The organism is Streptomyces rishiriensis (assembly GCF_030815485.1).
Lineage (GTDB): Bacteria > Actinomycetota > Actinomycetes > Streptomycetales > Streptomycetaceae > Streptomyces > Streptomyces rishiriensis_A.
This window is the reverse complement of record NZ_JAUSWV010000002.1, coordinates 4,501,633-4,524,224: the sequence shown is the minus strand read 5'-3', so window position 1 is coordinate 4,524,224 and position 22,592 is coordinate 4,501,633. Positions and strand designations below refer to the sequence as shown.

Genomic DNA, 22,592 nt, shown 5'->3' with positions numbered 1-22,592 from the left:
TATGAGCACCCGACCCCATCACTCCTTACGCGCCCTGGTCACGAGGCTGGTCGTCGTCGCGACGGCCGCCGCGTGCACCCTCACCGTCCAGGCAGCCGCCGCCCCGGCACAGGCCGCCGCGTGCGGCGGGTACGTCGGGCTCACCTTCGACGACGGCCCCGGCGGCACCACGACGGCCCTGCTCAACGCCCTCACCCAGAACGGGCTGCGGGCCACGATGTTCAACCAGGGCCAGTACGCGGCCGCCAACCCCTCCCTGGTCCGGGCCCAGGTCAACGCCGGTATGTGGGTGGGCAACCACAGCTACACCCACCCGCATCTGACCCAGCTCGGCCAGTCGCAGATCGACTCGGAGATCTCCCGGACCCAGCAGGCCGTCGCCGGCGCGGGGGGCGGCACCCCGGTGCTGTTCCGCCCGCCGTACGGCGAGACCAACGCGACCGTGAAGGCGGTCGAGGCCAAGTACGGTCTGACCGAGATCATCTGGGACGTCGACTCGCAGGACTGGAACAACGCGAGCACCGACGCGATCGTGCAGGCCGCCGGCCGGCTCACCAACGGCCAGGTCATCCTGATGCACGACTGGCCCGCCAACACCCTCGCCGCGATCCCGCGCATCGCGCAGGGTCTGGCCGCTCGCGGCCTGTGCGCCGGGAAGATCTCCGCCCAGACCGGCCGGGCCGTGGCCCCCGACGACAGCGGCGGCGGTGGCGGCGGTGGCGGTACCGGTGCCTGCACCGCCACCCTGTCCGCGGGCCAGCAGTGGAGCGACCGGTACAACCTCAACGTCGCGGTCACCGGTTCCAGCAACTGGACCGTGACCATGAACGTGCCCTCCCCGGCGAAGGTCCTCTCCACCTGGAACATCAGCGCCGCCTATCCCAGCGCCCAGGTACTGACCGCCAAACCCAACGGCAGCGGCAACAACTTCGGCGTCACCATCCAGCCCAACGGCAACTGGACCTGGCCGACGGTCTCCTGCACCGCGAGCTGACCCCGGCATTCCCGCAACACCGCCTCCGTGGCGCGGCGACCCCGGTCGCCGCGCCACACCACGGCCCGGCGGCGCCGGTGAGGCATTATCTGTCGTCGCGAAGTAAGAAATGGACGGGACGCACGATGAGTATTTCTCGACCGACAGACGGAGCGTAATTATCGGTCACGCGCTGTCGATCGTGGCGTGCTACTGTCTTTAGCAGTTGCAGTTGTGGTCTCCAGAAGGTTCTTTCCGACGGGGTGATCATCACGGCGACCGGGATCCGCACAGGGTGGATTCCGACACCGTTCCCGAAGGAGATTCAAAATGGCTGCTGGCACCGTGAAGTGGTTCAACGCTGAAAAGGGCTTCGGCTTCATCGAGCAGGACGGCGGCGGTCCCGACGTCTTCGCCCACTACTCGAACATTGCCGCCCAGGGCTTCCGCGAGCTCCAGGAGGGCCAGAAGGTGACGTTCGACATCGCCCAGGGCCAGAAGGGCCCGACGGCCGAGAACATCGTCCCCGCCTGACCCACGCTGACGCGGACACAATAGTTTCGCAGCTGGGGCCCGCACCTTGGGGTGCGGGCCCCAGCTCGCTGCATTCACGCGGTAAAACCCGCGGCGCATCTTTTGCCGTCGACCTGATTCGACGCCATCGCCTTTGGCCCGTTCTCGCGATTCTCAGCGCCGCACCTGTGCCGCGGGAATTCCTTGATACGCGCCGACGCATCAAGGAAGGTCCCATGAACTACGCACGCACGCCCACCCGCAGGAACGATCGCTTCGCCGATCACCGCTCCCGGCCCGACCGCTCCGGCGTTCCTCGCCGCGGCAACGACGGCGGACGCCGGCGGATCTCGCCGCAGGGCGAGTTCGCGCTGCCGAAGACGATCACTCCCGCGCTGCCCGCGGTCGAGTCGTTCGCCGACCTGGCGATGCCGGACCGGCTGCTGGCCGCGCTGGGCCGCGAGGGCATGGCCATACCGTTCCCGATCCAGGCGGCGACCCTCCCGAACTCGCTCGCGGGCCGCGACGTGCTCGGCCGCGGCCGCACCGGCTCGGGCAAGACCCTCGCCTTCGGTCTCGCGGTGCTCGCCCGTACGGCGGGCCGACGCGCCGAACCGCGACAGCCGCTCGCGCTGGTCCTCGTACCGACCCGCGAACTCGCCCAGCAGGTCACCGACGCGCTCGCCCCGTACGCCCGCTCCGTGGGTCTGCGGCTGGCGACCGTGGTCGGCGGGATGTCGATCGGCAGGCAGACCGGCGTGCTGCGCAACGGCACGGAGGTCGTCGTGGCCACGCCGGGGCGGCTCAAGGACCTGATCGACCGGGGCGCCTGCCGACTGGACGCCGTCGACATCACCGTCCTCGACGAGGCCGACCAGATGGCCGACATGGGCTTCATGCCCCAGGTCACCGCGCTGCTCGACCAGGTGCGGGCCGACGGGCAGCGGATGCTCTTCTCCGCCACCCTGGACCGCAACGTGGACCTGCTGGTCCGCCGCTATCTGGTCGACCCGGTGGTCCACTCGGTCGACCCGGTCGCGGGTGCCGTCACCACGATGGAGCACCACGTTCTCCACGTGCACGGCACGGACAAGCAGCAGACGACCACCGAGATCGCGGCACGGGACGGCCGGGTGATCATGTTCCTGGACACCAAGCACGCGGTCGACCAGCTGACCAAGCACCTGCTGCACAACGGCGTCCGCGCCGCGGCCCTGCACGGTGGCCGGTCCCAGCCGCAGCGCACCCGGACGCTGGCCCAGTTCAAGGACGGCCACGTCACGGTGCTGGTGGCGACCAACGTCGCGGCCCGGGGCATCCACGTCGACAACCTCGACCTGGTCGTCAACGTGGATCCGCCGAGCGACCCCAAGGACTATCTGCACCGCGGCGGCCGTACGGCACGGGCCGGCGAGTCCGGCAGCGTCGTGACCCTGGTGACCCCCGACCAGCGGCGCGGCATGAGCCGGCTGATGGTCTCGGCCGGCATCACCCCGCAGATCACCCAGGTCCGCTCGGGTGAGGCGGAGCTCAGCCGCGTCACCGGTGCCCGGACGCCCTCCGGTGTCCCGGTCGTCATCACCGCGCCGGTCGCGGCCACGCCTCGTCGGCGCACACCGTCGTCCTCGTCCCCCTCGTCGTCCTCGTCCCGCTCCTCCTCGTTCCGGGGCCGCCGCGGGCGGCCGAGCCTGAACCGGCCCGCCGTCAACCCGGCGGCCTGATGCCGGACCCGGCCCACTCGGCCGGAAGGCTCCCCCATCTGCGCAGGAGGCACCAGTGACATCGGTCCAGACGCACCCGCTGCGTACGCGGCGGCATCACGACGAGTCCGGCCCCCGGGTCCGTGACGACATGACCGTCGAGGTGGCCCTGTCCGTCATGGCCGGTGCGCAGGTCGATCACCTGATCCTCTGCGACGGCGACGACCAGTGCACGGGCTCGGTCACCCGAGCCCAGCTGGCCGTTCTGCGCGCGGGGGCCACGTACACGGACCGGCTCCGCCTGCGGGACGTGCTCGACGCTGCGGTCCTGCCCTCGTCGAGGCCCTGCTCCTTCTCTCTGTGAGGCAACATGCGCTGTGTCATCGCCCGGTACCCGTTCGACCTCACCAAGGACGGCGTCATCGACTCGATGAAGGGCATTTCGCCCGAGCCCGTCACAGGTGAGTCCGTGACCATCGGCCGCCGCCGGTACCCCGTCAAGCAGGTGGGGGAGATCATCACCCGCCAGGACCGCCGTGACTTCACCGGCGGCGAGGTCGTCCGGGCCATGGCCCGCCTCGGCTTCACCTGCCACGATCACCCCGCCGAACCCGTACAGGTTCTGACGCCGCTGGAGAGCGCTTCGGCGCTGCTCGGCGCCCCCGCGACGTGGGAGGCCTGACGGGTCGAAGACCCGGTAACACCGTGAGGGCCCTGCCGACATCTGTCGGCAGGGCCCTCACCGCGTGGTGGGTCCGCGCGGCGCCCCTGCCCGCCGAAGGATTGAAATCTACTCTGGTGAAGGTAGACATTGGCATGCGGCTTGGGTAGCGTTTCTTTCGTAGACGCGACCAGCCAGTGGTCGGTTCAGAGGAAGGACGGAAACGCATACGCCATCAGGATCGCCCGGCCCGAGGAAGCCTCCGGGTACGGGTACCGCAAGGCCATCGATTGGAAGGTGGTCCCCGGTCACGCAGCCGCGATCCTCGCGCCCCCGCCCCGAGAACGGGCCCGGGTAGCGAAAACAGAAGGTCGGCGCAGCAGTACAGCCGACCGATGGTGTTGAATTTCCCTCGGGGCCCTGGTGCCGTACGGCACCAGGGCCCCTCGACGCGTTGTACTACGAGGTGACATGACAGCAGATACCCCGCTCGGCGGTCGTCTGGAAGACGACGACTATCCCGCGTACACGATGGGCCGGGCCGCAGAGATGCTCGGCACCACTCCGGGCTTCCTCCGAGCCATCGGCGAGGCCCGGCTGATCACGCCGCTCCGCTCGGAGGGCGGACACCGCCGGTACTCCCGCTACCAGCTACGGATCGCCGCCCGCGCCCGCGAGCTCGTCGACAAGGGCACCCCGATCGAGGCCGCGTGCCGCATCGTCATCCTCGAGGACCAGCTCGAGGAGGCTCAGCGCATCAACGCCGAGTACCGCCGCGCCGCGAACGAGACGTCCGACAGCTCCGGCTCCGGCTGAGCTCGCAGCGTCCGGTCCGGGCGCTCGCCCCGGCGCGGGGCGCGGGCGCGCCAGCCGATGACCGTGGCGTCGACCAGCGCGCCGAACGCCACACCGACGAGAAACATCGCGACGCCCTCCGGCAGCACGGGGAACACCAGTCGGCCCGGGTGGCGGTGGCGAGCGGCGGGAGCACGCCCGCCAGGGACTCGCCCGAGCCGTCGACGGCGCCTGCCACGGGCGCCCCCACACCAGCAGGTCCGCGCAGAGCGCCGGGTGGAGACGGGCGAAGACGTCGCCGAGTACCTGGCCCGCACGGTCGCGCAGCCGATGTCGCGGACGTCGCGCGGAAAGGTCCGGCCGAAGCGGTACCGGTCACGGGAAGGCCGTCCGGCACCCGGCACCGGCTTCCCCTGCATGACCTGCGCCACACTCGCCCCACGCGGCTCCTACGGGTCCCGGCGTAGAGGTTCGTACGCGCGCCGTCACTTCCGGCGGTGTTCGGCGGCGGTCTTCAGGTCGTGGAGCCAGGCTTCGAGACCCGCGCCGAGCGCCGCGGTCGCGGTGGGGACATCTGCTTCGACCTGGTCGCCGGTCCAGGTCTCCTCGGTGTGGACGCGGACGCCGCCCTCGACCTCGGTGAAGGTCCACAGGTGGACGCCCTCGTCGATGCGCAGTCCCCGACCGATCGCGGGCCCGCTCCACAGGACGCAGGTCCGGTGACGGAGTTGGCGGACGGTGGAGGTGATCTCGAGGGCGGTGGCGGGGGTGGTGGGCGTGGCGGGCACGGGAGTGGTCCAGCGGAACGCCGAGCCCGTGCCGAGCCGGCCGGTGTCGAGGCGTGCGGCGGTGAGGACGGGCGGCTGCCAGGACGGCCAGCGTTCGACGTCGGTCTGCAGCTTCCAGACGGTGCTCAGCGGCGCCTCGATCACCACGTCGGAGTGGTAGCGGATGCGGGCGGAGGCATCCACCCCCTGGCCTCGGCACTGAGACGTACGGCTGTGCCGGACGGCGGCCGGGGCGGGCGTCACCCGATCGGCCGGGGCGGCGGTGGCCGGGACGGGGATGGCGACCGGGGCGGGGACGGCTGCCGGGGCCGGGGTGGCGAGGGTGCCGACGACGGCGAGTGCGAGCGGGAGCGCGAATGTCAGTGTCCTGGTGCGGGGCATGAGGGTTCCTCGGTCCGATGGCATGGCGGCTCGATGGCTCGATGGCCTCGTGGGCCGGTGTGGCGGGTGTGGGCGGGTCGTTCAGCAGGTGGCGGAGCCTTCAGGTGGAGGAGACCCTCCGGACGGAGAGCGCCCGCGAGGGAGCACCTCTACGGGTGGAGGACGACCTTGCCGGCAACCGTTCCGGACTCGGCCAGACGGAGGGCGTCGGCGATGTCGGCGAGCGGGAGCCGGGCCGCGATCCGGGGTGTCACGTCGCCGCGCTGGAGGGCGGCGAAAACCTCGGTGAGGTCGGCCCGCAGGCGGGCCCGGAAGCGGTTCCTGGCCAGGGCGCGGCCGGCCCAGACGTTGAAGAAGTAGGCGCGGCGGCGGTTGGGCAGCGCGTTCCACAGCCACAGTCGGCCGAGCAGCTTCAGCACGGGCCACTGCTTGGACCCCTCGTCGTCCCGCGTGGAGGCGGTGCCGTACGAGACGAGCGTGCCGCCGGGGGCGAGGAGCCGCCAGGAGTCGACGATGCCCCGGCCGCCGACGTGGTCGAAGACGGCGTCCACGCCGCCGGGGGCGAGTTCGCGGATACGCGCCGCCAGGTCACCGGCGCGGTAGTCGACGGGGGTGACTCCCTGCTGCCGCAGAGCGTCGTGGTGGCGGGTCGACGCCGTGCCGATCACCCGTACACCGGCGGCCCGGGCCAGCTGGACCAGGATCGAGCCGACGCCGCCGTTGGCGCCGTGCACGACGACGGTGCCGCCCGAGCGGATCCGTGCCCTGCGGTGCAGCATCTGCCAGGCGGTGATGCCGTTGACCACCAGGGTCTCCGCCTCCGCCGCGTCGATCCCGGCGGGTACCGGCACCACGTCGGCGGCGTCGACGAGGACATGACTGGCCCAGCCGCCGACCTTGAGCAGGGCGGCCACCCGGGTGCCGGCCAGCTGGGGCTCCACGCCGTCGCCGGTCGTCAGCACCGTGCCGACCAGGTCGTAGCCGGGGACGAAGGGGAAGGGCGGCTGGTCGTAGTAGCGGCCGCGGCGCATCTGCTGCTCGGCGAAGGAGATCCCGGTCGCCTCCATGCGGATCAGCACCTGCCCGGGCCCCGGGGTGGGGACGGCTCCGTGCCGGATCCGCAGCCCTTCCGGCTCGACCTTGCCCGGCAGGACGACCTCGACGAGTCCCTCGGGGTTCATGACGACCTCCAATGAGCGTTACCTCTGCTTGCGTTCGTTAGAAGTTGTAACGCAGAACGCAGGAGGGTGTCAATAACGTTCGTGATAGCCTCTAACTAAATCTTGGGGCTGTAGAAGCGGCAGCCCGAGAGCGTGCGAGTGGAGAGGTGGCGGCAGGGTCATGGCGGAGACGGGCACGACCACCCCGCGCGAGCGCTACCGCGCCCAGGTGCGGGCGGAGGTCAAGGAGCGCGCCTGGGAGCAGATCGCCACGGCGGGGGCGTCGGCGCTCTCCCTCAACGCGATCGCCAAGCAGATGGGGATGAGCGGACCCGCGTTGTACCGGTACTTCGCCGGCCGCGACGAGCTGATCACCGAACTCGTCCGGGACGCGTACCGAAGCCTCGCCGACGCCTTCCGCGCCGCCTCGGCCGCGGGCGGCGGCCTGACCGGGCTGGCACACACCCTGCGCGACTGGGCTCTGGACGATCCCCAGCGGTACTTCCTCGTCTACGGCACCCCCGTCCCGGGCTACCACGCGCCCGACGACGTCACCACGATCGCGTCCGAGATCATGACGGCCCTGCTCGACGCCTGCGCCGGCCTGCCCGCCGACGGCTCCCCGACGCCGCTCGCCGCCCACCTCGAAGGCCTCGGCGACCAGTGGACGGGCGGCCACCCCGCCCCGCCCGCCGCCCTCCAGCGAGCCCTGACCTGCTGGACCCGCCTGCACGGCGTCCTGTCCCTCGAACTGGCGGGCCACTTCACCGGAATGGGCTTCGACCCCGCCCTGCTCTTCACGGCCGAACTCGACGCGTTGACCGGCCGGTCGGCGAGCTGACCGGCCCGATCTCACCCACGGACACGAAATACCCAAGGCCGCACGGGAGTTGACGTCGTCATGACTCAAGGTCCCGCGCCCCGCACCCTGTCCGACGAAGCACTCTCCGAACTGCTCGGCCGACAGCGGTTCGGCACACTCGCCACCGTCCGGCGTACCGGCCACCCGCACCTGACCACGATGGTCTACAGCTGGGACGCCGACGCGCGGATCGTGCGGTTCTCGACGACGGCCGACCGCGTCAAGCTCCGGCACCTGCGCCGCGACCCGCATGCCGCCCTGCACGTAGCGGGGGACGACGTGTGGTCGTTCGCCGTCGCCGAGGGCGAGGCCGAGGTCTCCGAGGTCACGGCCGTCCCCGGTGACGCGGTCGGGCGGGAGCTGCTCGGGATGATCCCGGCGGACGCGCGGCCCGAGGACGAGAACGGCTTCCTGGAGCAGCAGGTCGCCGAGCGCCGCGTGGTCGTCCGGCTGAAGGTGGACCGGCTGTACGGCACGGCGCTCGACATCGACGGCTAGGAACCGTCCGGCGGATCGTGCCCCGGACGCCGCGTACGGGTGCGAGGGGAAGCCTCCCCCGGCACCCGTACCGGCCGCTCGGCTAGAGCGTCACCCTGCTGCCGCCCAGCGTCACCACCAGCTGGCCGGTCGAGGCGAAGGACCAGGCGAGCGCGCCACCGTAGGCGGAGGCGCACCGGGAGCCGTTGGCGCCGGTCCAGAACTGGTTGGTGCTGTCGGCGTCACCGACGGTCTTGTCGTTGGAGCCGCTGACGTTGTACCGGCAGGACGTGTTGTTACGGAACACCGAGGTCCCCGCGTCCCACGAGTAGTTGCGCTCGGCGTTGTCGATGCTCAGGTTGTTCGACACGGCCATCGAGCCCGGGTTGCTGTTGTACGTGAACCCGTGATGGCCGTTGCGGTAGGCGATGCTGCGCCGTACGACGTGGTTGACGGCGATGTCGTCGCCGCCGAGCTTGTAGCCGTTGCGGTCGCCGTTGGTGTTCACGGTGCCGTCGGAGAGGGTGCCGTTGTTGTAGGAGAGGGAGTCCTCGACGGTCACCGGACCGATGGCTCCGGTGTCCGTCTTGGTGTAGAGGTCCCAGCCGTCGTCGATGTTGTTGTGCGCGACGGCGTACCGGAAGACGTTGCCGGTTCCGGTGGTGAGCTTCGCGGCGAACCCGTCGGCGTCCTCGCCGTCGGAGTCGGCGTTGTCGTGCGACTCGGCGCTCAGGACCAGATTGCGGGCCGGCCACTGGGCGGCGGGGGTACTGGAGGCGATCCGGCCGAGCTGGAGCCCGGTGTCGCGGTTGTAGCGGGTGACGGTGCGCTCGATGACGTTGTCGCTGCCGCCGACGTAGATCCCGTTGTCACCGGCGTGTTCCACGACGAGACCGTAGACATGCCAGTACGAGCCGAACAGCTGAAGCCCGCGGTTCGTCGAACTCTCGCTCTGCGCGGAGAAGTTGAGGACCGGCGTCTCACCCGGGTAGGCGGACAGGGTGGTGCGCGCGGCCGCCGTGCCGCTGCTGGTCGCCGGGACGGTGACCGTCGACGACTGGGCGTACGTGCCGCCGCGCAGATAGATCGTGCCGCCCGCGGTGACCCGGCTGATCGCCGAGGTGAGGGTGGTCGGCGCCGACTGGGTGCCGGCCGCGCCGTCCGTGCCGCCCGGTGCGACGTAGATCGCGCCGCCGGCCGGGGGTGTCGTGCTGTCGGCGGTCGTCGCCTCCAGGTAGTCGACGTTGGGCAGGCCCGCCGCGGCGGTCGGGGTGAGCCGGACGGTGTTGCTGCCCGCGTTGAGGGACACGGTGAGCGTCTTGGTCACCCAGGTCGTCCAGGCGCCGGTGCCCTCGAAGGACGGCGTCTGCACGGCCGTACCGTTGACGACCAGGGAGGCCGGGCGGGCCGTGGTGGTGCCGTTGGCGAAGCGGACGTTCAGCGTCGCCGTGCCGGCCGTCGCCGCGTTCACGGTGAACTGGGCGTAACCGCTCGTCGCGTTGGTGCCGTTGCAGAACCCGCTGCCGGAGTAGCCGGTCCAGTCGGAGTCGATGGTGCCGGCGCAGACCGCCGGGGAGGTCTCGGCCTCGTAGCGGGTGGTGGTGGCCGCCTGGGCCGTGGTGCCGGATAGCGCGACGAGCGCCCCTGCCAGCAGGCTGACGCAGGTCGTGACGGATCTCAGCTGCATGATTCATCTCCAGGAACGGAACGAGTGCGGTCGGCCGAACCAGAAAGCGCTTTCCATCGGAAGTTAGGTGCGTGGCGTGAGCGCGTCAAGAGACGCGTACCTGTTCTCTGTTCACATCTGTGGACGGAGACGATGTGCGTGTCCGGGTACGCCCAACCTCCTCAAGGGATCCGTGCAGGAGCGTCACACAGACTGCACACAGTCCTCCGAACGACTCGTTAGCGTTCCGGCCATCGGACCCCCGCGTAGGAAGACCGCAGATGGACTACTGCTCCACGTGTCGCCGGCATCTCAACGGCGCCCTGGTGTGCCCCGGATGCGGGGCCTACGCTCCGGACATCGCGCCGGTCACGGTCGGCCGCGGCATCGCACCGGCCCGGGTCGCGATGCCGACCCGGACAACGGCCCCGTCGCCGTCGCCGACGCGGATGTCCGCTCCCGCGCCGGCACGGACGTCGCCGACGACGACGTACACCGATGTGGCGCCGTCGGCCGCCGCATCGCCCGACCACGAGAGCGAGCCGTCCGCTCCCCCCGCGCCCCAGGGGCGTGCGGCCCGGCGGCGGCAGCTGGCCCGCTGGAAGAAGAACCAGCGCCGGGCCGTGGTCGCCACGGCCGTCGCCCTCGTCGGAGGCGGACTGACCTTCGCCGCGCTGGACCGCCAGACCGGCGACCAGGCGCAGGCGGCCACGGCTCCGGAGACCCCGCCCACGGCGGGCGGTGAGGAACCGACGCTGGAACACACCCGCCCGACGGTGACCCGCTCCGACGCGCACCGGGCCACGCCCTCGACCGGCGCCCCGTCGCGGTCGTCGGCGAACACCCACCCGGACTCGCTCGCCTCCACCCCCGCCACGGAGCCGTCGGCCCCCCGGCAGCAGCGGACCGGATCCTCGTCCTCCGACGGACACGTCACCGCTCCCGCCGGCACGGCCGGCACCACGGACACGACCGGTATGAGCGGAACCGGCGGGCAGCAGTCGTCCGCTTCCACCGCGGACGACGCCGCGGATTCGTCGACCTCGACCTCGACCTCCGCCTCGAACGCCTCCAACTCATCCGGTTCGTCGTCGACTTCGTCTTCCTCGTCTTCTTCGTCCTCCTCGTCGAGCGGCGCGCCCGCGGGGACCTCGCCATCGGACGTCTGCCTGCTCGGACTGATCTGCCTCAGCTGACTGTCCGGACCGGGGGCTGCCCGACCGGGCTGCCGGGCCGGGCTGCCGGGCCGGGCTACCGGGGCGCTTGGGGCGCCCGGGGCCGGGGGAACTTATCGGGGCGGCTGTGAGTTTCTACGTTGCTGTAGATCCTGTGCAGTCACTTGTCTCCGCCCCGACCTTCTGGAGTTCTCATGGCCCTGTGGGACCGCGTCAAGGAGTCCGCGTCGACGATGCAGACCCAGCTCATGTCGAAGAAGAACGACCTCAAGAGCGGCGCCTTCCGCGACGCGAGCATGGCGATGTGCGCCCTGGTCGCGGCGGCGGACGGCACCATCGACCCGGCCGAGCGGCGCCGGGTGGCGCAGCTGATCGCGACCAACGAGGTGCTGCAGAACTTCGACGCCACGGATCTCCAGCGCCGCTTCGACGACAACCTCAACAAGCTGACCACCGACTTCGACTTCGGCAAGGTCAGTGTTCTGCAGGAGATCGCCAAGGCGAAGAAGAAGCCGGCCGAGGCACGGGCGGTCATCCAGATCGGCATCGTCATCGGCGGCGCCGACGGCGACTTCGACAAGACCGAGCAGGGCATCGTGCGGGAGGCCTGCTTCACCCTCGACCTCCCGCCGCACGAGTTCGACCTCTGAGCGCCCTGGACGCCCTGAACACGTGGGGGACTGACGCCGGTTGGAACGGGCCGGCTCGTCGTCCCGGGCCGGGCGGCAGCGGTTCCGCAGGGTGAAGCCGCGCCGGTGAAACGGCCGGCCGGACGATGGTGCGGGACGACCGGATCCACTCCTCCCGCACCCCCGTCGACGTCAGGAGCGGATCGTCCGGTCCTCGCACCGGCGGCGGTCGGCCCGTGTCTGTCGGCGACCGCCCGCCGGCCGAGATCCGTCAGCCGAGATCCGTCAGGCCTGTCGCCGTGCCGTGCTCGTCCCAGTCGACCGCCAGGACGCGGGTCACGGCGTCCCGGTCGATCGGTCCGAACACGTGCGGGAACAGCGTGTCTTCGGCGACCCCGGGCGGCGGGACGGGCGCGGCCGCCTCCCACGCGCAGGTCGCGGTGAGCCGATCCTCGTCGAGCACGAGCGCCAGCAGCGGCCGGGCGCCGGTCCGGTAGAACGCGTTGACGACGGCGAGCGTGGTCCTCTCGTCCGGCGAGCAGTGCACGAACCCGTCCTGCGCGAGCGAGGCGGGCGCGTAGGGCCGCTCGGGGTCGGTGTTCCAGTCGTCGAGCGGTACGACGTGATAAATCATGATCCCGTTATACAAGGGGAGGCCCGGGTGCTCACCGGTCTCCGGGCAGCTGGACGATCTTGACGTTCTCGTCGGGGGACGCGCGTGCTCGACACAGGTGTGTGACGTCCGCCCGGTCCCCGGCCCCGCATCCGGACCTGTGCTACCGTGATAAAAGTGGCAGTTTCGGTTACCAGAGGCTTTTGAGTGCTCTTCGACCATCCGTCGACGGGCACTCTTTTTGTTTTCGGTGCTTTCCCGATCCTGCCGCACCCGGGTCCGCAAGGTGCGGAGTCCGGGCATTGCCCCATAGGGAGATTCAACATGGCATCTGGCACCGTGAAGTGGTTCAACTCGGAAAAGGGCTTCGGCTTCATCGAGCAGGACGGTGGCGGCGCTGACGTGTTCGCCCACTACTCGAACATCGCCACGTCCGGCTTCCGTGAGCTTCAGGAAGGCCAGAAGGTTACCTTCGACGTCACTCAGGGCCAGAAGGGCCCGCAGGCGGAGAACATCCAGCCCGCCTGAACCGCCTGACGCCGCCTGACGCTGACGCTGACGCGATCGGCTGCGCATCACGCGGACTAGTGGCCGGGGCCCGTACTCCTGAGTGCGGGCCCCGGCCCATGGCATTTTGCCCTTTCGAGGAAGGTATCGGATGAACCGCAACAGCTCCGTCCGCTCCCGTACGGACCGGCGCCAGGGCGCCCCCTCCCGTTCGGCCAAGCCCGGGCGGAGTGGACGCGGGAGTCGTCCCGCCGCGTCCGGCGGTGAATTCGCGCTGCCCGTCACCCTCACCCCGGGGCTGCCGGCGGTCGAGTCGTTCGCCGAACTCGACATGCCCGAACCGCTGCTCACCGCCCTCGGTACGGAAGGGGTGACCACCCCGTTCCCGATCCAGGCCGCGACGCTGCCGAACTCGCTGGCCGGCCGGGACGTCCTGGGCCGTGGTCGCACCGGTTCCGGCAAGACCCTCGCCTTCGGCCTCGCGCTGCTGGCCCGTACGGCCGGGCAGCGGGCCGAGCCCCGGCAGCCGCTGGCCCTGGTCCTCGTGCCCACCCGGGAGCTGGCCCAGCAGGTCACCGACGCCCTCACCCCCTACGCCCGCGCCCTGCGGCTGCGGATCGCCACGGTGGTCGGCGGTCTGTCGATCGGCCGGCAGGCGAGCGCCCTGCGCGGCGGCGCCGAGGTGGTCGTGGCCACGCCCGGCCGCCTCAAGGACCTCATCGACCGGGGCGACTGCCGGCTGGACCGGGTCGCCATCACCGTCCTCGACGAGGCCGACCAGATGGCCGACATGGGCTTCATGCCGCAGGTGACGCAGCTGCTCGACCAGGTGCTTCCCGGCGGTCAGCGCATGCTGTTCTCGGCGACCCTGGACCGTAACGTCGACCGGCTGGTGCGGAACTACCTGCACGACCCCGTCGTCCACTCGGTCGACCCGTCGGCGGGCGCCGTCACCACGATGGAGCACCACGTGCTGCACGTGGAGGACGAGGACAAGCACGCCACGACGACGGAGATCGCCGCCCGCGACGGACGCGTGATCATGTTCCTGGACACCAAGCACGCGGCGGACCGGCTGGCGAAGAAGCTGCTGGCGGTCGGCGTGCGCGCCGCGTCCCTGCACGGCGGCAAGTCGCAGAACCAGCGGACCCGGACGCTGGCCCAGTTCAAGGACGGCCACGTCACGGTGCTGGTGGCGACCAACGTCGCGGCCCGCGGCATCCACGTCGACAACCTCGACCTCGTCGTCAACGTCGACCCGCCCGCCGACCACAAGGACTACCTGCACCGCGGCGGCCGTACGGCACGCGCGGGCGAGTCCGGCACCGTCGTCACCCTGGTCCTGCCCAGCCAGCGCCGGGAGATGACGCGTCTGATGGCCGACGCCGGCATCACCCCGCAGACCACCCGGGTCCGCTCGGGCGGGACCGAGCTGACCCGGATCACCGGTGCGCAGGCGCCGTCCGGCGTGCCCGTCGTCCTCACTCCGCCGCCGGCCGCCGAGGAGCGTCCCGCGCGCTCGGCGTCCACCGCGCGCTCGCGCCGTGGCCGTCCCGCGGCCCAGGGCGGCGGCCGTCCCACCGCGCAGGGCGGACGACCCACCGCCCAGGGCCGTCGCCGGGCCCCGGCCAAGGGCAACGGCAACGCCGCGAACGGCCGCTGAGCCCCGGCAGGGGCCCGGCCGGGGCTCACGCCCCGGCGTCCTCCGCCAGCGTGTGCGCGACCAGCGCGTTGGCGTGGCCGTGCCCCAGACCGTGCTCGGTCTTCAGCCAGGACACGAGCTCCATGTGCCGGGTGAGCGGCGAGGCCCGGATCAGGGTCTTCCACTCGGCGATCGGACGTCCGTACTTCTTCTCGATCGACGGGAAATAACTGGCAGGGCCCTTCACAGGTTCAGTCATGTCCGTACGACCGGCGCCGGGGCGGGAAGTGATCGCCGCCGCGGAGTGATTCGCGTCACCTTTCTCCGGCCGTTGCGCGGGACGTCGAGGACGACGAGCGGCGGCGCGACGAACCCGCCGGCGTGCCGGAAGCCGCAGCCCTGGCCTCGCGCCCTTGGATGTGCCCGGGCGTCGGGGGTCAGAGGGGGGCGCCGCCGAAGCCGATCTCGTTGCCGTCCGGGTCGTGGTAGGTGATCTTGCGTACGCCGTTGGAGTAGGTCTCGCGCTGCGTCGGGGTCAGACCGCGCTCGTTGATGGCGGCGACGCGGGTGTCGAGGTCGTCGACGAAGAGCGTGTGCAGGGCGTGGCCCCCGTGACCCGGGCGGTGCTCGATGTACAGGTAACGGTGTTCGGCGAGCTCCCAGACGGCCTCCTTGTCGTTCGGCAGGAACGCCGGCGGGTCGCCGAGCAGCCGCTCGTACCAGGCGAGGGCCGCTGCGTAGTCGTTGACGGGGATGCCTGCGAAGAGGTCGACGGCCATGTCCTCATCGTAGGTCCGGGGGTACGCGGCCACCCGGTGCCACGCAGCCGCCTCAGTCGACCAGCACTCCCCGCAACTCGCCCCTGCGCCGGATGCCCAACTTCCGGTAGGTGCTGGTCAGGTGGGTTTCCACGGTGCGGCGCGCCACGTGCAGGAGCTCCGCTATCTCGGTGTTGGTGCGGCCTTCCGCCGCGAGTTCCGCGATACGGCGTTCGCTGCCGGTGAGGGCCCCGGAGCCGGTGTGGGCGGGGGTGGTGCGGCGGCCGCCGGCGGTGCGCAGGGCCTGTTCGGCGTGGGTCAGGAGGCGGACGCTGCCGAGCCGTTCGGCGCGTTCGGCACCCTCCCGCAGATGGTCGCGGCCCCGCCCGCGTTCACCGGCGTCGGTCAGCTGCCTTCCGTGGGCGAGGAGGGACGCCACGAGTTCCGCCTCGGCCGGGGAGTCCCGCAGCACGGCCACGGCCTCGGCGCCCAGTTCCAGACCCCGTCGGCCCCGGGTCGCCCGCCCCAGGACACGCAACGCGCGTCCCGTCGTGCGCGGGGTGTTCCACACCCGGGCCAGTCGCAGTTCCTCCGTCGCCAGGGCCAGCGCCTCCTGGGGATTGCCCAGGGCCAGCCGGCACTCCGCGGCCGCCGTCCGCCACGGCGTGACGACCGGACTGAGGACGGCGCGGGCGGACTGACGCCGACCGCATTCCAGGAAGTCGTGCAGGGCGCCCGCGACATCGCCCTCGGTGAACCGCAGCACGCCTCGCGCGTAGAGGAACCGGTTGAGCTCCCAGGAGTCGGGGGTGGCGCGCAGGTCGAAGGTGTCGGCCAGCCGGCGGGCCTCCGGCGTACGGCCCGTCTCGACCAGCGCCAGCAGGGTGTGCGCGTCGGCGTTGACGGGGCCGCCGCCGGTGCTCCGGGCGCGGGCCGCCCCGGGGAGGGCGGCGAGCAGGGTGCCGTAGTCCCCCCGCGCCGCCGTGATGTCCCACCTGGTGTCCAGCAGGGCCTTCTCCATCGGGTGCAGCAGGCTCGGATGCTGGCCGGCCAGGCCGCGTTCCACGAGGCGTTCCGCCTCGTCGAGCTCGTCGGCCCACTGGGCCACCGCGGCGGCCGTGCCCAGCAGGAACGGCTCGGCGAGGGGATCCGCGGGTTCCGTCAGGAGCGTGCGCATCCGGCGCATCGCCTCCCGCGCCGGGAGATCGCCCGCGGTCGCCGCGTAGCGCACGAGCAGCGCCTGGCCGGAGGCGCCGACGAGTTCCGGGGAACGCTCGGCGGTGTCGGTGAGCCAGCGGTAGGCCTCCCGGCGGACCGTCTGGTCCTGGTCCGAGAGCAGCGCGGACGCGGTCTGGAGGGTACGCGCCAGGTCGGGATGGGCGGCCAGCCTGGCCTCCAGCCGGCGCAGCACCTCCACCGCCGTACGGACCTCCCCCCGGCCCGCCAGCGCGGTCCCCAGCGCGATGGCCGTACGGACCTGGTCACGGGGTTCGGCGGGCAGGTCGAGCGCCTCGGCCAGCCGGGGGATGCCCGCCGGGGTGTCCGCGGAGGCGTACTCCAGGGAGCCGAGTTCGGTGAGCAGCCGCTGACGCAGGTCGTCGGGCAGCGGCTCCTGGAGGGCTCGGCGCAGATAGCGGACGGCGTCGCCGGGGCGGGCATCGCGCGCGGCCACGGTGGCGGCGTCGCGCAGCACGCGCAGCGCCCAGGGCAGGCCGGCCGGTGCGCTGCCCAGCAACTGCCGGGCCACGGCGTCGAGATGGTCACCGCGGCGCAGCATCGCCTGGGCGAGCGCCCGGTGCGCGTCCTGCCGGCGGGCGGTGGACCAGCCGCCGAGCACGGCGTCCCGCAGCAGCGGGTGCGCGTAGCGGGGCCGGCCGGCCGGGTCCGGGCGCAGCACGCCGAGCCGCGTCATGGCGGTGAACCACCCGCAGACCCGGGCCGGGTCGGCGCCGGAGGCGTCGGCGACGAGGGCGGCGAGGGTGTCGGTGGCGGCATCGGTGGCGGGCAGGGCTTCGTGGACGGTGCCGGAGGTGGCGTCGGAGGCGGACAGGCCTGCGGGATCGGTGTCCTGATCGGGGGCCGGCGCGCGTGCGGGCCCGGGCCCCGGGACCGGGCCGGGAACGGAGACGGGGGCGGGGTCGGGAACGGGGACTGGGCCTGGGCCTGGGCCTGGGCCTGGGCCTGGGACGGTGTTCCGGGCGGCGGTGCTCTCCGGCCACTCGCTGCGCTCTGCCCGCTCGGCTCGTTCCCTCCGTGCCGTGCGCTCGGCACGCTCGGCGTGTTCCCTGCGTTGTTCGGCCTGTTCCAGCGCCGCGAGGGTGCGGGCCACCTCCGCCGTCGCCGGGCCCGCGCTGTCCAGCCACCAGGAGACGGCCGCCGGGTAGGAGCCCGGGTACAGCGCGGCGCACGTCCTCGGGACGGCCGTCGGCGGTGGGGCGCCGCCGAGGTCGTCGAGGAGGGCGTGCAGAAGCAGCGGGCTGCCCGCGCCGGCCCGCACACAGTCCGCCGTCCACCGGTCGGAGGCCGTCGGGAAGGCGGCCCGGACCAGGTCGGCCGAGGCGTTGTCGGTGAGCGGGGCGAGAGTGTGGGTGCGCACCTCGGAGGGGGACAGGGCGTGGGTCAGACCGGCCGGCCGCGGGCCGATGTCGTACTGACTGCGCTCGGTGACCACCAGGAGTACCGGTAATCGGTCGATACGGCGGGCCGCCTCCACGAACCAGCGGCGCGAGGCCTCGTCGGCGAGGTGGACGTCGTCCACGGCCACCATCAGCGGCGTCTCGTCCGCGTAGGAACGCAGCAGCCGCCACAACCGCGCCGCGCTTCCCCGGTCGTCGCCGCCCGGCCCTACGTCCGCGAACTCCGGTACCGAACCGAGGAGGTGGAGCACCGAGGAGAACGCCAGCGTGGTGTCGTCGGGCGAGCAGCGGGCCCTCAGCACCCGCAGGCCGAGGTGGGTGGCCTGCGCGGCGGCGGCTTCCAGGACGGCGGACCGGCCGGTGCCCGTGGCTCCGCGCAGCAGGACGAGCCGGCCCTGGCCGGCCCGGGCCCGCTCCGCCTCCGCCGTGAGCAGCGCCTGTGCGTCCTCGCGTTCCCGCAACGGTCCGGTCATCCCTGCCTCCTGCTGTCGGGCACATCGGACTTGTCCATGTACACGTAGAGGTCGTGCGGTTCGTCACGGGTCCGCGCGGCCGCTGTGGCGAGGCTCACGGTGACCACGTCCACACCGGCCAAAACGGCCTTGACCTGCGACGATGCAGGTGAACCGTGGTGGTGGGGGGCTTGCTCTCGTGGTCCGCCTCGTGGTGCTCCACGATTGCGCGCGCCCCGGAGATCCCAGAAGTCTGGACCGTACCCACCCGTCACCGGTCCCCATCGGACGGCGGGCCCGTGAACTTGGGGGAAACGGTTGCTCAGCTCACCACGGACACCAGAGGCCGGCGCCTCGGTCATCGCCTCGATGGGCGCCGCGGTTCCAGGCCCCGCCATCGGCATGCGGCGGCGGATTCCCGTGGCCGTCCAGGCCCCGGACCCGATCTCCCGCGAGGGCGCCGTCAGCCAGTTGCGCGGACGCCCCGAGGTCGAGGTCCGCGACGAGGTCTCGGCCGCCGCCGGCACGGTGGCGCTGCTCATCGAGGACACCCTCGACGAGGGGGCGCTGGGCCGGCTGCGAAGGATCGTGCGCAGCGAGGGGGCGCGGGCGGTGCTCGTGGTGGGCACGATCCGCGAGACGGAACTCCTCGACGTCATCGAGTGCGGGGTCGGAGCCATCGTCTGGCGCCGCGAGGCCACCGCACACCGGCTGGTGCAGGCGGTGCTGGCCGCCCACCGGGGCGACGGCGACCTGCCCGCCGACCTGCTCGGCCGGCTCATCAGCCAGGTGGGCACGCTGCACCGCGGTGCGGCGGGCAGGCCCGGCGCCCCCTCCCTGGGACTCGCGCCACGGGAGGTGGACGTCCTGCGGCTGGTCGCCGAGGGCCTGGACACCGGAGAGATCGCCAGCAAGCTTTCCTACTCCGAACGAACCGTCAAGAACGTCATGCACGGACTCACGACGCGGTTGCATCTGCGCAACCGGGCGCACGCTGTGGCATATGCCCTGCGGGAAGGCTACATCTGACCGAACGGGCAATCGAAGGCGGACACGCGGGCAGCGGGCCCTGCCCGGACGCCGACCCTGCCGTGCCTGCGGATCCGGGGCCGTCCGGGGCACGATCGTCGGACGGTGGGTGCGGCAAGGCAAGTTGAGGAGCACGACGGTGATCCACGAGGTGGACGAGGTCCTCAAGAAGCTGCTCGAAGGCGGCGCGCTCGCGGGGTCCGGGATCGACGTCTCCTTCGAGGCGCCGACCCGGGACTGGGCGGCCCGACGCAACGCCCCTGTGATCAACGCCTACTTGTACGACATCCGCGAGGACGTGACCCGTCGGCAGCGCGGCCAGATGGCGGTGCGGGACGAGCGGGACGTCATCGTGAAGCGCCGTCAACCACCGCGCTGGTTCCGTCTGTCGTACCTGGTGACCGCCTGGACGCGGACGCCGCAGGACGAACACCGGTTGCTGTCAGCCGTGTTGGCGACTCTGCTGCCGCGCGAGATGCTGGCGGCCGACGAGCTGCCCGGCTCGCTGCGCGCGCTGGGGCTCGCGATGCCCGTGACGGTGGCCGGCATCCAGACCGAGTCCCGTTCCCTCGCCGAGATCTGGTCCGCCCTGGGCGGTGAGCTGAAGCCGTCGCTCGACCTGGTGGTCACGGCGCCCTTCCCGGCGTACCCCGAGTACGACGCCGGGCCGCCGGTCACGGAGGGCGCGGCGGTCCGCCTGCGCGGGATGGACGGTGACCCCCCGGAGTCCGGCGAACGCGCCCACCGCCCCCACCAGGTGGCCGCGGCCCGCGCCGCCCGCGAGGCCGGCGCCCGCCACCCGGACCAGCAGTGACCGGCACGCACACCGCGGCATCCGCGCCCGCCACGAACACCCCCGCACCCGCCACCGAGCCGGTGGCGGCCGACACCGAACCACTCGCGACCGGCTCCGGAGCGACCCCGGGCGGCCCTGTGGGCCCCGGGACGCAGCCGCGCTCCGGGGCTTGCGCAGCCCACGCCGAGGCGGACCGGGGCGACGCGGCCGCCACCCGCCCGTCCGCAACCGGCACCGACGCGTCCGCAACCGGCACCGGCACCGACGCGGTCGCGGCCGAGGCCGGGCCGGGTGGCGTCGACGGCGGGCCGGGTGGGGTCGGGGCCGCCGTCGGCATCGACCCGCCCGTGGGCGGCCCCGGGGGGCACAGCGGGGATCGGCGACTCGATTCCCGGGACGGGGGCGCCGCGTTGCTCGTCCGGCTCGGTGCGCTGCGGGACCGGGTCGGGGCCCTGGTCGACCGGCGGGCGGCCGTCGACCCGACGGCCGCCGATCCGCTGCGCGGCCTGTACCTGTCCGAAGAGGCGGTACGCCATCTGCTCAGCGGCGGTCCGGCCGACGCCGGGTCGGTCGTGGCGCCGGGTCCGGGTCCGGTCGACTCGCTCAGTGCCCTTGCCGTCCGGCTCCGGCTCACCGAGCTCGACGCCGCGATCCTCCTCATCGCCCTCGCGCCCGATCTGGACCGCGACTTCGAGCCGCTCTACGGGTATCTCAACGACGACGTGAGCAGGCGGCGGGCCACCGTGGGTCTCGCCCTCGAACTGTGCGGGGCGCCCGCCCACCGGGCCGCGGCCCGCGCCCGCTTCCACTCCTCGGCGCCGCTGCACGCGTACGGGCTGCTGGACGTGGAGGAACCGGAACGGCCTTTCCTGTCCCGCTCGTTGCGCGTGCCCGACCGGCTGCTCGCCCACCTTCTCGGCGACGACACGCCGGACGCCGCCCTGCACGGACACCTGCATCCGCTGCCCCCGCCGCTGCCCGCCGCCGACGACGAGTTCGTCGTCCGGCTGGCGCACCGGATGCGGGACGGCGGCCCGCTCACCGCCTATCTGCGCGAGCACCGCGAGGGCGACGGCCTCGCGGTGATCACCTCCGCCCTGCGCGCGGCCGGAATCGGGGCCCTCCGCTTCACCGGGCCCGACGACCGCGTTCCCGGCCTGCTGCGCGAGGCGCGCCTCGGCGGCCGGGCGGTCGTGCTGTCCGGGCTGCCGGACCAGCCGGGACAGCTGATCGGCGCGCTGGCCGACGCACCGGACGTCACCGTCCTGCTCACGGACCCGCGCCCCTACGACCCGCACTGGTCCACCCACGATCCGCTGGTCCTGGACGCACCGCGTCGCCGGGCCGGCGGTACGGCTGCCTGGGCCGCCGCGCTGGACTCCGCCGGCACCCCCGACACCGCCCCCGGCTTCGACCTCGCCGCCACCGTCGCCCCCTACCGCCTGGGCGGCGAGCGGGTGGTCCGGGCCGCGCGGGCCGCCTCCGTCCTGGCCGCCTTCGAGGGCGGGCCGCTCACCGCCGACCATGTACGGCTGGCCGCGCGCCAGCAGTCGGCGTCCGGCCTGGAACGGCACGCGCGGCGGATCCGTCCGGACGTCGGCTGGCAGGACCTCGTGCTGCCCGAGCGGCCGCTGACCCAGCTGCACGAACTCGCCCTGCGGGCCCGGCACCGCGACCGGGTGCTCGGCGACTGGCGGCTCAGCGCCGGCGGCGGACGCGGCCGGGGGGTGCTCGGGTTGTTCGCGGGCGAGTCCGGCACCGGCAAGACGCTCTCCGCCGAGGTCGTCGCCGCCGAACTCGGCCTCGATCTCTACGTCGTGCAGCTCTCGTCGGTCGTCGACAAGTACGTCGGTGAGACCGAGAAGAACCTGGAGCGCATCTTCTCCGAGGCCGACCGCACCGACGCCGTGCTGCTCTTCGACGAGGCCGACGCCGTCTTCGGGAAGCGGTCGGAGGTCAAGGACGCGCACGACAAGTACGCCAACATGGAGAGCGCCTACCTGCTCCAGCGGCTGGAGTCCTTCGACGGCATCGCGCTGCTCACCACCAACCTGCGCGCCAACATCGACGAGGCGTTCACCCGGCGCCTGGACCTGGTGGTCGACTTCCCGTTCCCCGACGCCGGGCAGCGGCTCGCGCTGTGGCGGCACGGGCTGCGCCACGTGCCGTGCGCCGCCGACGTCGACCCCGGGCCGCTGGCCGCGGACTTCGAGCTGGCCGGCGGCTCCATCCGCAGCGCGGTCGTCACCGCCGCCTACCTCGCCGCCGGACGCGACGAACCGGTCGGCGACGGCGACCTGCTGGAGGGGGCACGCCGCGAGTACCGCAAGGCGGGCCGCCTGGTGCCGGGCGAAGCCAACTGGTGAGCGCCGGGCGGGC

At 72.6% G+C, this 22,592-nt stretch carries 22 protein-coding genes; 15 read left to right on the top strand and 7 right to left on the bottom strand.

Features of this window, described 5'->3' with window-relative positions; all coding sequences use genetic code 11:
* Position 1: 1 nt before the first annotated feature.
* The 6 genes from QF030_RS22660 (at position 2) to QF030_RS22635 (ending at position 4,663) form a co-directional block, all read left to right on the top strand.
* Entirely contained in the window at positions 2–994 is a 993-nt protein-coding gene (locus QF030_RS22660) for a polysaccharide deacetylase family protein (RefSeq protein ID WP_307164469.1), read from the top strand.
* A gap of 309 nt (positions 995–1,303) precedes the next feature.
* Entirely contained in the window at positions 1,304–1,507 is a 204-nt protein-coding gene (locus QF030_RS22655) for a cold-shock protein (protein WP_020133169.1), read from the top strand.
* A 215-nt stretch (positions 1,508–1,722) separates the two neighbouring features.
* Entirely contained in the window at positions 1,723–3,207 is a 1,485-nt protein-coding gene (locus QF030_RS22650) for a DEAD/DEAH box helicase (RefSeq protein ID WP_307164468.1), read from the top strand.
* A gap of 55 nt (positions 3,208–3,262) precedes the next feature.
* On the top strand, positions 3,263–3,550 hold the full coding sequence (locus QF030_RS22645; RefSeq protein WP_307164467.1) for a CBS domain-containing protein: 288 nt from the start codon (positions 3,263–3,265) through the stop codon (positions 3,548–3,550).
* 6 nt (positions 3,551–3,556) lie between these two features.
* Positions 3,557–3,868: an SCO5918 family protein gene (locus QF030_RS22640; RefSeq protein ID WP_307164466.1), complete on the top strand. Its 312-nt coding sequence runs from the start codon at positions 3,557–3,559 to the stop codon at positions 3,866–3,868.
* 450 nt (positions 3,869–4,318) lie between these two features.
* Positions 4,319–4,663 (top strand): helix-turn-helix domain-containing protein, encoded by a 345-nt coding sequence (locus tag QF030_RS22635; RefSeq protein WP_307164465.1) that lies wholly within the window; start codon positions 4,319–4,321, stop codon positions 4,661–4,663.
* Positions 4,664–5,127: 464 nt separating this feature from the next.
* Here the strand turns inward: QF030_RS22635 and QF030_RS22630 are convergent, their stop codons facing one another.
* Both QF030_RS22630 and QF030_RS22625 read right to left on the bottom strand, forming a co-directional pair.
* Positions 5,128–5,811 (bottom strand): SRPBCC family protein, encoded by a 684-nt coding sequence (locus QF030_RS22630; RefSeq protein WP_307164464.1) that lies wholly within the window; start codon positions 5,809–5,811, stop codon positions 5,128–5,130.
* A 149-nt stretch (positions 5,812–5,960) separates the two neighbouring features.
* Positions 5,961–6,992, bottom strand: a complete 1,032-nt coding sequence (locus tag QF030_RS22625) for a medium chain dehydrogenase/reductase family protein (RefSeq protein WP_307164463.1) — start codon at positions 6,990–6,992, stop codon at positions 5,961–5,963.
* 160 nt (positions 6,993–7,152) lie between these two features.
* Between QF030_RS22625 and QF030_RS22620 the strand changes: the two genes are divergently transcribed.
* Together QF030_RS22620 and QF030_RS22615 are read left to right on the top strand one after the other, a co-directional pair.
* Positions 7,153–7,812 (top strand): TetR/AcrR family transcriptional regulator, encoded by a 660-nt coding sequence (locus QF030_RS22620; protein WP_307164462.1) that lies wholly within the window; start codon positions 7,153–7,155, stop codon positions 7,810–7,812.
* A gap of 60 nt (positions 7,813–7,872) precedes the next feature.
* Positions 7,873–8,331, top strand: coding sequence for a PPOX class F420-dependent oxidoreductase (locus QF030_RS22615; RefSeq protein ID WP_307164461.1), 459 nt, complete (start codon positions 7,873–7,875; stop codon positions 8,329–8,331).
* Between the two features lie 82 nt (positions 8,332–8,413).
* Here QF030_RS22615 and QF030_RS22610 read toward each other — a convergent pair whose 3' ends face one another.
* Positions 8,414–9,997, bottom strand: a complete 1,584-nt coding sequence (locus tag QF030_RS22610; protein ID WP_307164460.1) for a carbohydrate-binding protein — start codon at positions 9,995–9,997, stop codon at positions 8,414–8,416.
* A 260-nt stretch (positions 9,998–10,257) separates the two neighbouring features.
* Here QF030_RS22610 and QF030_RS22605 point away from each other — a divergent pair, with 260 nt between their 5' ends.
* Complete coding sequence (locus tag QF030_RS22605) at positions 10,258–11,172, top strand: SCO2400 family protein (protein ID WP_307164459.1); 915 nt, start codon at positions 10,258–10,260, stop codon at positions 11,170–11,172.
* A gap of 173 nt (positions 11,173–11,345) precedes the next feature.
* The gene (locus QF030_RS22600; RefSeq protein WP_307164458.1) at positions 11,346–11,801 is read left to right on the top strand and encodes a tellurite resistance TerB family protein; all 456 of its coding nucleotides are present in this window, start codon (positions 11,346–11,348) and stop codon (positions 11,799–11,801) included.
* A gap of 250 nt (positions 11,802–12,051) precedes the next feature.
* Here QF030_RS22600 and QF030_RS22595 read toward each other — a convergent pair whose 3' ends face one another.
* Entirely contained in the window at positions 12,052–12,414 is a 363-nt protein-coding gene (locus tag QF030_RS22595; RefSeq protein ID WP_307164457.1) for a DUF952 domain-containing protein, read from the bottom strand.
* Positions 12,415–12,717: 303 nt separating this feature from the next.
* On the opposite strand from QF030_RS22595, the gene QF030_RS22590 reads away from it, so the two are divergent.
* Together QF030_RS22590 and QF030_RS22585 are read left to right on the top strand one after the other, a co-directional pair.
* Positions 12,718–12,921: a cold-shock protein gene (locus QF030_RS22590; protein WP_020133270.1), complete on the top strand. Its 204-nt coding sequence runs from the start codon at positions 12,718–12,720 to the stop codon at positions 12,919–12,921.
* Positions 12,922–13,051: 130 nt separating this feature from the next.
* Positions 13,052–14,563 carry a DEAD/DEAH box helicase gene (locus QF030_RS22585; RefSeq protein WP_307164456.1) on the top strand — a complete coding sequence of 504 codons (1,512 nt, stop codon included), beginning with the start codon at positions 13,052–13,054 and terminating at the stop codon, positions 14,561–14,563.
* 25 nt (positions 14,564–14,588) lie between these two features.
* Here QF030_RS22585 and QF030_RS22580 read toward each other — a convergent pair whose 3' ends face one another.
* The 3 genes from QF030_RS22580 to QF030_RS22570 all read right to left on the bottom strand — a co-directional run bounded on the left by QF030_RS22580 (position 14,589) and on the right by QF030_RS22570 (position 18,409).
* Positions 14,589–14,801: a DUF4287 domain-containing protein gene (locus QF030_RS22580; RefSeq protein WP_081552666.1), complete on the bottom strand. Its 213-nt coding sequence runs from the start codon at positions 14,799–14,801 to the stop codon at positions 14,589–14,591.
* Between the two features lie 178 nt (positions 14,802–14,979).
* Positions 14,980–15,321: a VOC family protein gene (locus QF030_RS22575; RefSeq protein ID WP_307164455.1), complete on the bottom strand. Its 342-nt coding sequence runs from the start codon at positions 15,319–15,321 to the stop codon at positions 14,980–14,982.
* Positions 15,322–15,373: 52 nt separating this feature from the next.
* The gene (locus tag QF030_RS22570) at positions 15,374–18,409 is read right to left on the bottom strand and encodes a helix-turn-helix transcriptional regulator (RefSeq protein WP_307164454.1); all 3,036 of its coding nucleotides are present in this window, start codon (positions 18,407–18,409) and stop codon (positions 15,374–15,376) included.
* A gap of 348 nt (positions 18,410–18,757) precedes the next feature.
* On the opposite strand from QF030_RS22570, the gene QF030_RS22565 reads away from it, so the two are divergent.
* From QF030_RS22565 to QF030_RS22555, 3 genes are all read left to right on the top strand, one after another.
* Entirely contained in the window at positions 18,758–19,417 is a 660-nt protein-coding gene (locus QF030_RS22565; protein ID WP_307167656.1) for a helix-turn-helix transcriptional regulator, read from the top strand.
* A 139-nt stretch (positions 19,418–19,556) separates the two neighbouring features.
* Entirely contained in the window at positions 19,557–20,231 is a 675-nt protein-coding gene (locus QF030_RS22560) for a DUF4255 domain-containing protein (protein ID WP_307164453.1), read from the top strand.
* 329 nt (positions 20,232–20,560) lie between these two features.
* Positions 20,561–22,579: an ATP-binding protein gene (locus QF030_RS22555; RefSeq protein ID WP_307167655.1), complete on the top strand. Its 2,019-nt coding sequence runs from the start codon at positions 20,561–20,563 to the stop codon at positions 22,577–22,579.
* Positions 22,580–22,592 lie beyond the last annotated feature (13 nt).

Coding starts and splice junctions, on each gene's coding strand:
- QF030_RS22595 (WP_307164457.1), bottom strand. CDS start 12,414: ATGATTTATCACGTCGTACCGCTCGACGACTGGAACACCGACCCCGAG.
- QF030_RS22625 (WP_307164463.1), bottom strand. CDS start 6,992: ATGAACCCCGAGGGACTCGTCGAGGTCGTCCTGCCGGGCAAGGTCGAG.
- QF030_RS22635 (WP_307164465.1), top strand. CDS start 4,319: ATGACAGCAGATACCCCGCTCGGCGGTCGTCTGGAAGACGACGACTAT.
- QF030_RS22575 (WP_307164455.1), bottom strand. CDS start 15,321: ATGGCCGTCGACCTCTTCGCAGGCATCCCCGTCAACGACTACGCAGCG.
- QF030_RS22565 (WP_307167656.1), top strand. CDS start 18,758: ATGGGCGCCGCGGTTCCAGGCCCCGCCATCGGCATGCGGCGGCGGATT.
- QF030_RS22620 (WP_307164462.1), top strand. CDS start 7,153: ATGGCGGAGACGGGCACGACCACCCCGCGCGAGCGCTACCGCGCCCAG.
- QF030_RS22660 (WP_307164469.1), top strand. CDS start 2: ATGAGCACCCGACCCCATCACTCCTTACGCGCCCTGGTCACGAGGCTG.
- QF030_RS22580 (WP_081552666.1), bottom strand. CDS start 14,801: ATGACTGAACCTGTGAAGGGCCCTGCCAGTTATTTCCCGTCGATCGAG.
- QF030_RS22605 (WP_307164459.1), top strand. CDS start 10,258: ATGGACTACTGCTCCACGTGTCGCCGGCATCTCAACGGCGCCCTGGTG.
- QF030_RS22655 (WP_020133169.1), top strand. CDS start 1,304: ATGGCTGCTGGCACCGTGAAGTGGTTCAACGCTGAAAAGGGCTTCGGC.
- QF030_RS22640 (WP_307164466.1), top strand. CDS start 3,557: ATGCGCTGTGTCATCGCCCGGTACCCGTTCGACCTCACCAAGGACGGC.
- QF030_RS22600 (WP_307164458.1), top strand. CDS start 11,346: ATGGCCCTGTGGGACCGCGTCAAGGAGTCCGCGTCGACGATGCAGACC.
- QF030_RS22610 (WP_307164460.1), bottom strand. CDS start 9,997: ATGCAGCTGAGATCCGTCACGACCTGCGTCAGCCTGCTGGCAGGGGCG.
- QF030_RS22570 (WP_307164454.1), bottom strand. CDS start 18,409: ATGACCGGACCGTTGCGGGAACGCGAGGACGCACAGGCGCTGCTCACG.
- QF030_RS22615 (WP_307164461.1), top strand. CDS start 7,873: ATGACTCAAGGTCCCGCGCCCCGCACCCTGTCCGACGAAGCACTCTCC.
- QF030_RS22630 (WP_307164464.1), bottom strand. CDS start 5,811: ATGCCCCGCACCAGGACACTGACATTCGCGCTCCCGCTCGCACTCGCC.
- QF030_RS22585 (WP_307164456.1), top strand. CDS start 13,052: ATGAACCGCAACAGCTCCGTCCGCTCCCGTACGGACCGGCGCCAGGGC.
- QF030_RS22590 (WP_020133270.1), top strand. CDS start 12,718: ATGGCATCTGGCACCGTGAAGTGGTTCAACTCGGAAAAGGGCTTCGGC.
- QF030_RS22650 (WP_307164468.1), top strand. CDS start 1,723: ATGAACTACGCACGCACGCCCACCCGCAGGAACGATCGCTTCGCCGAT.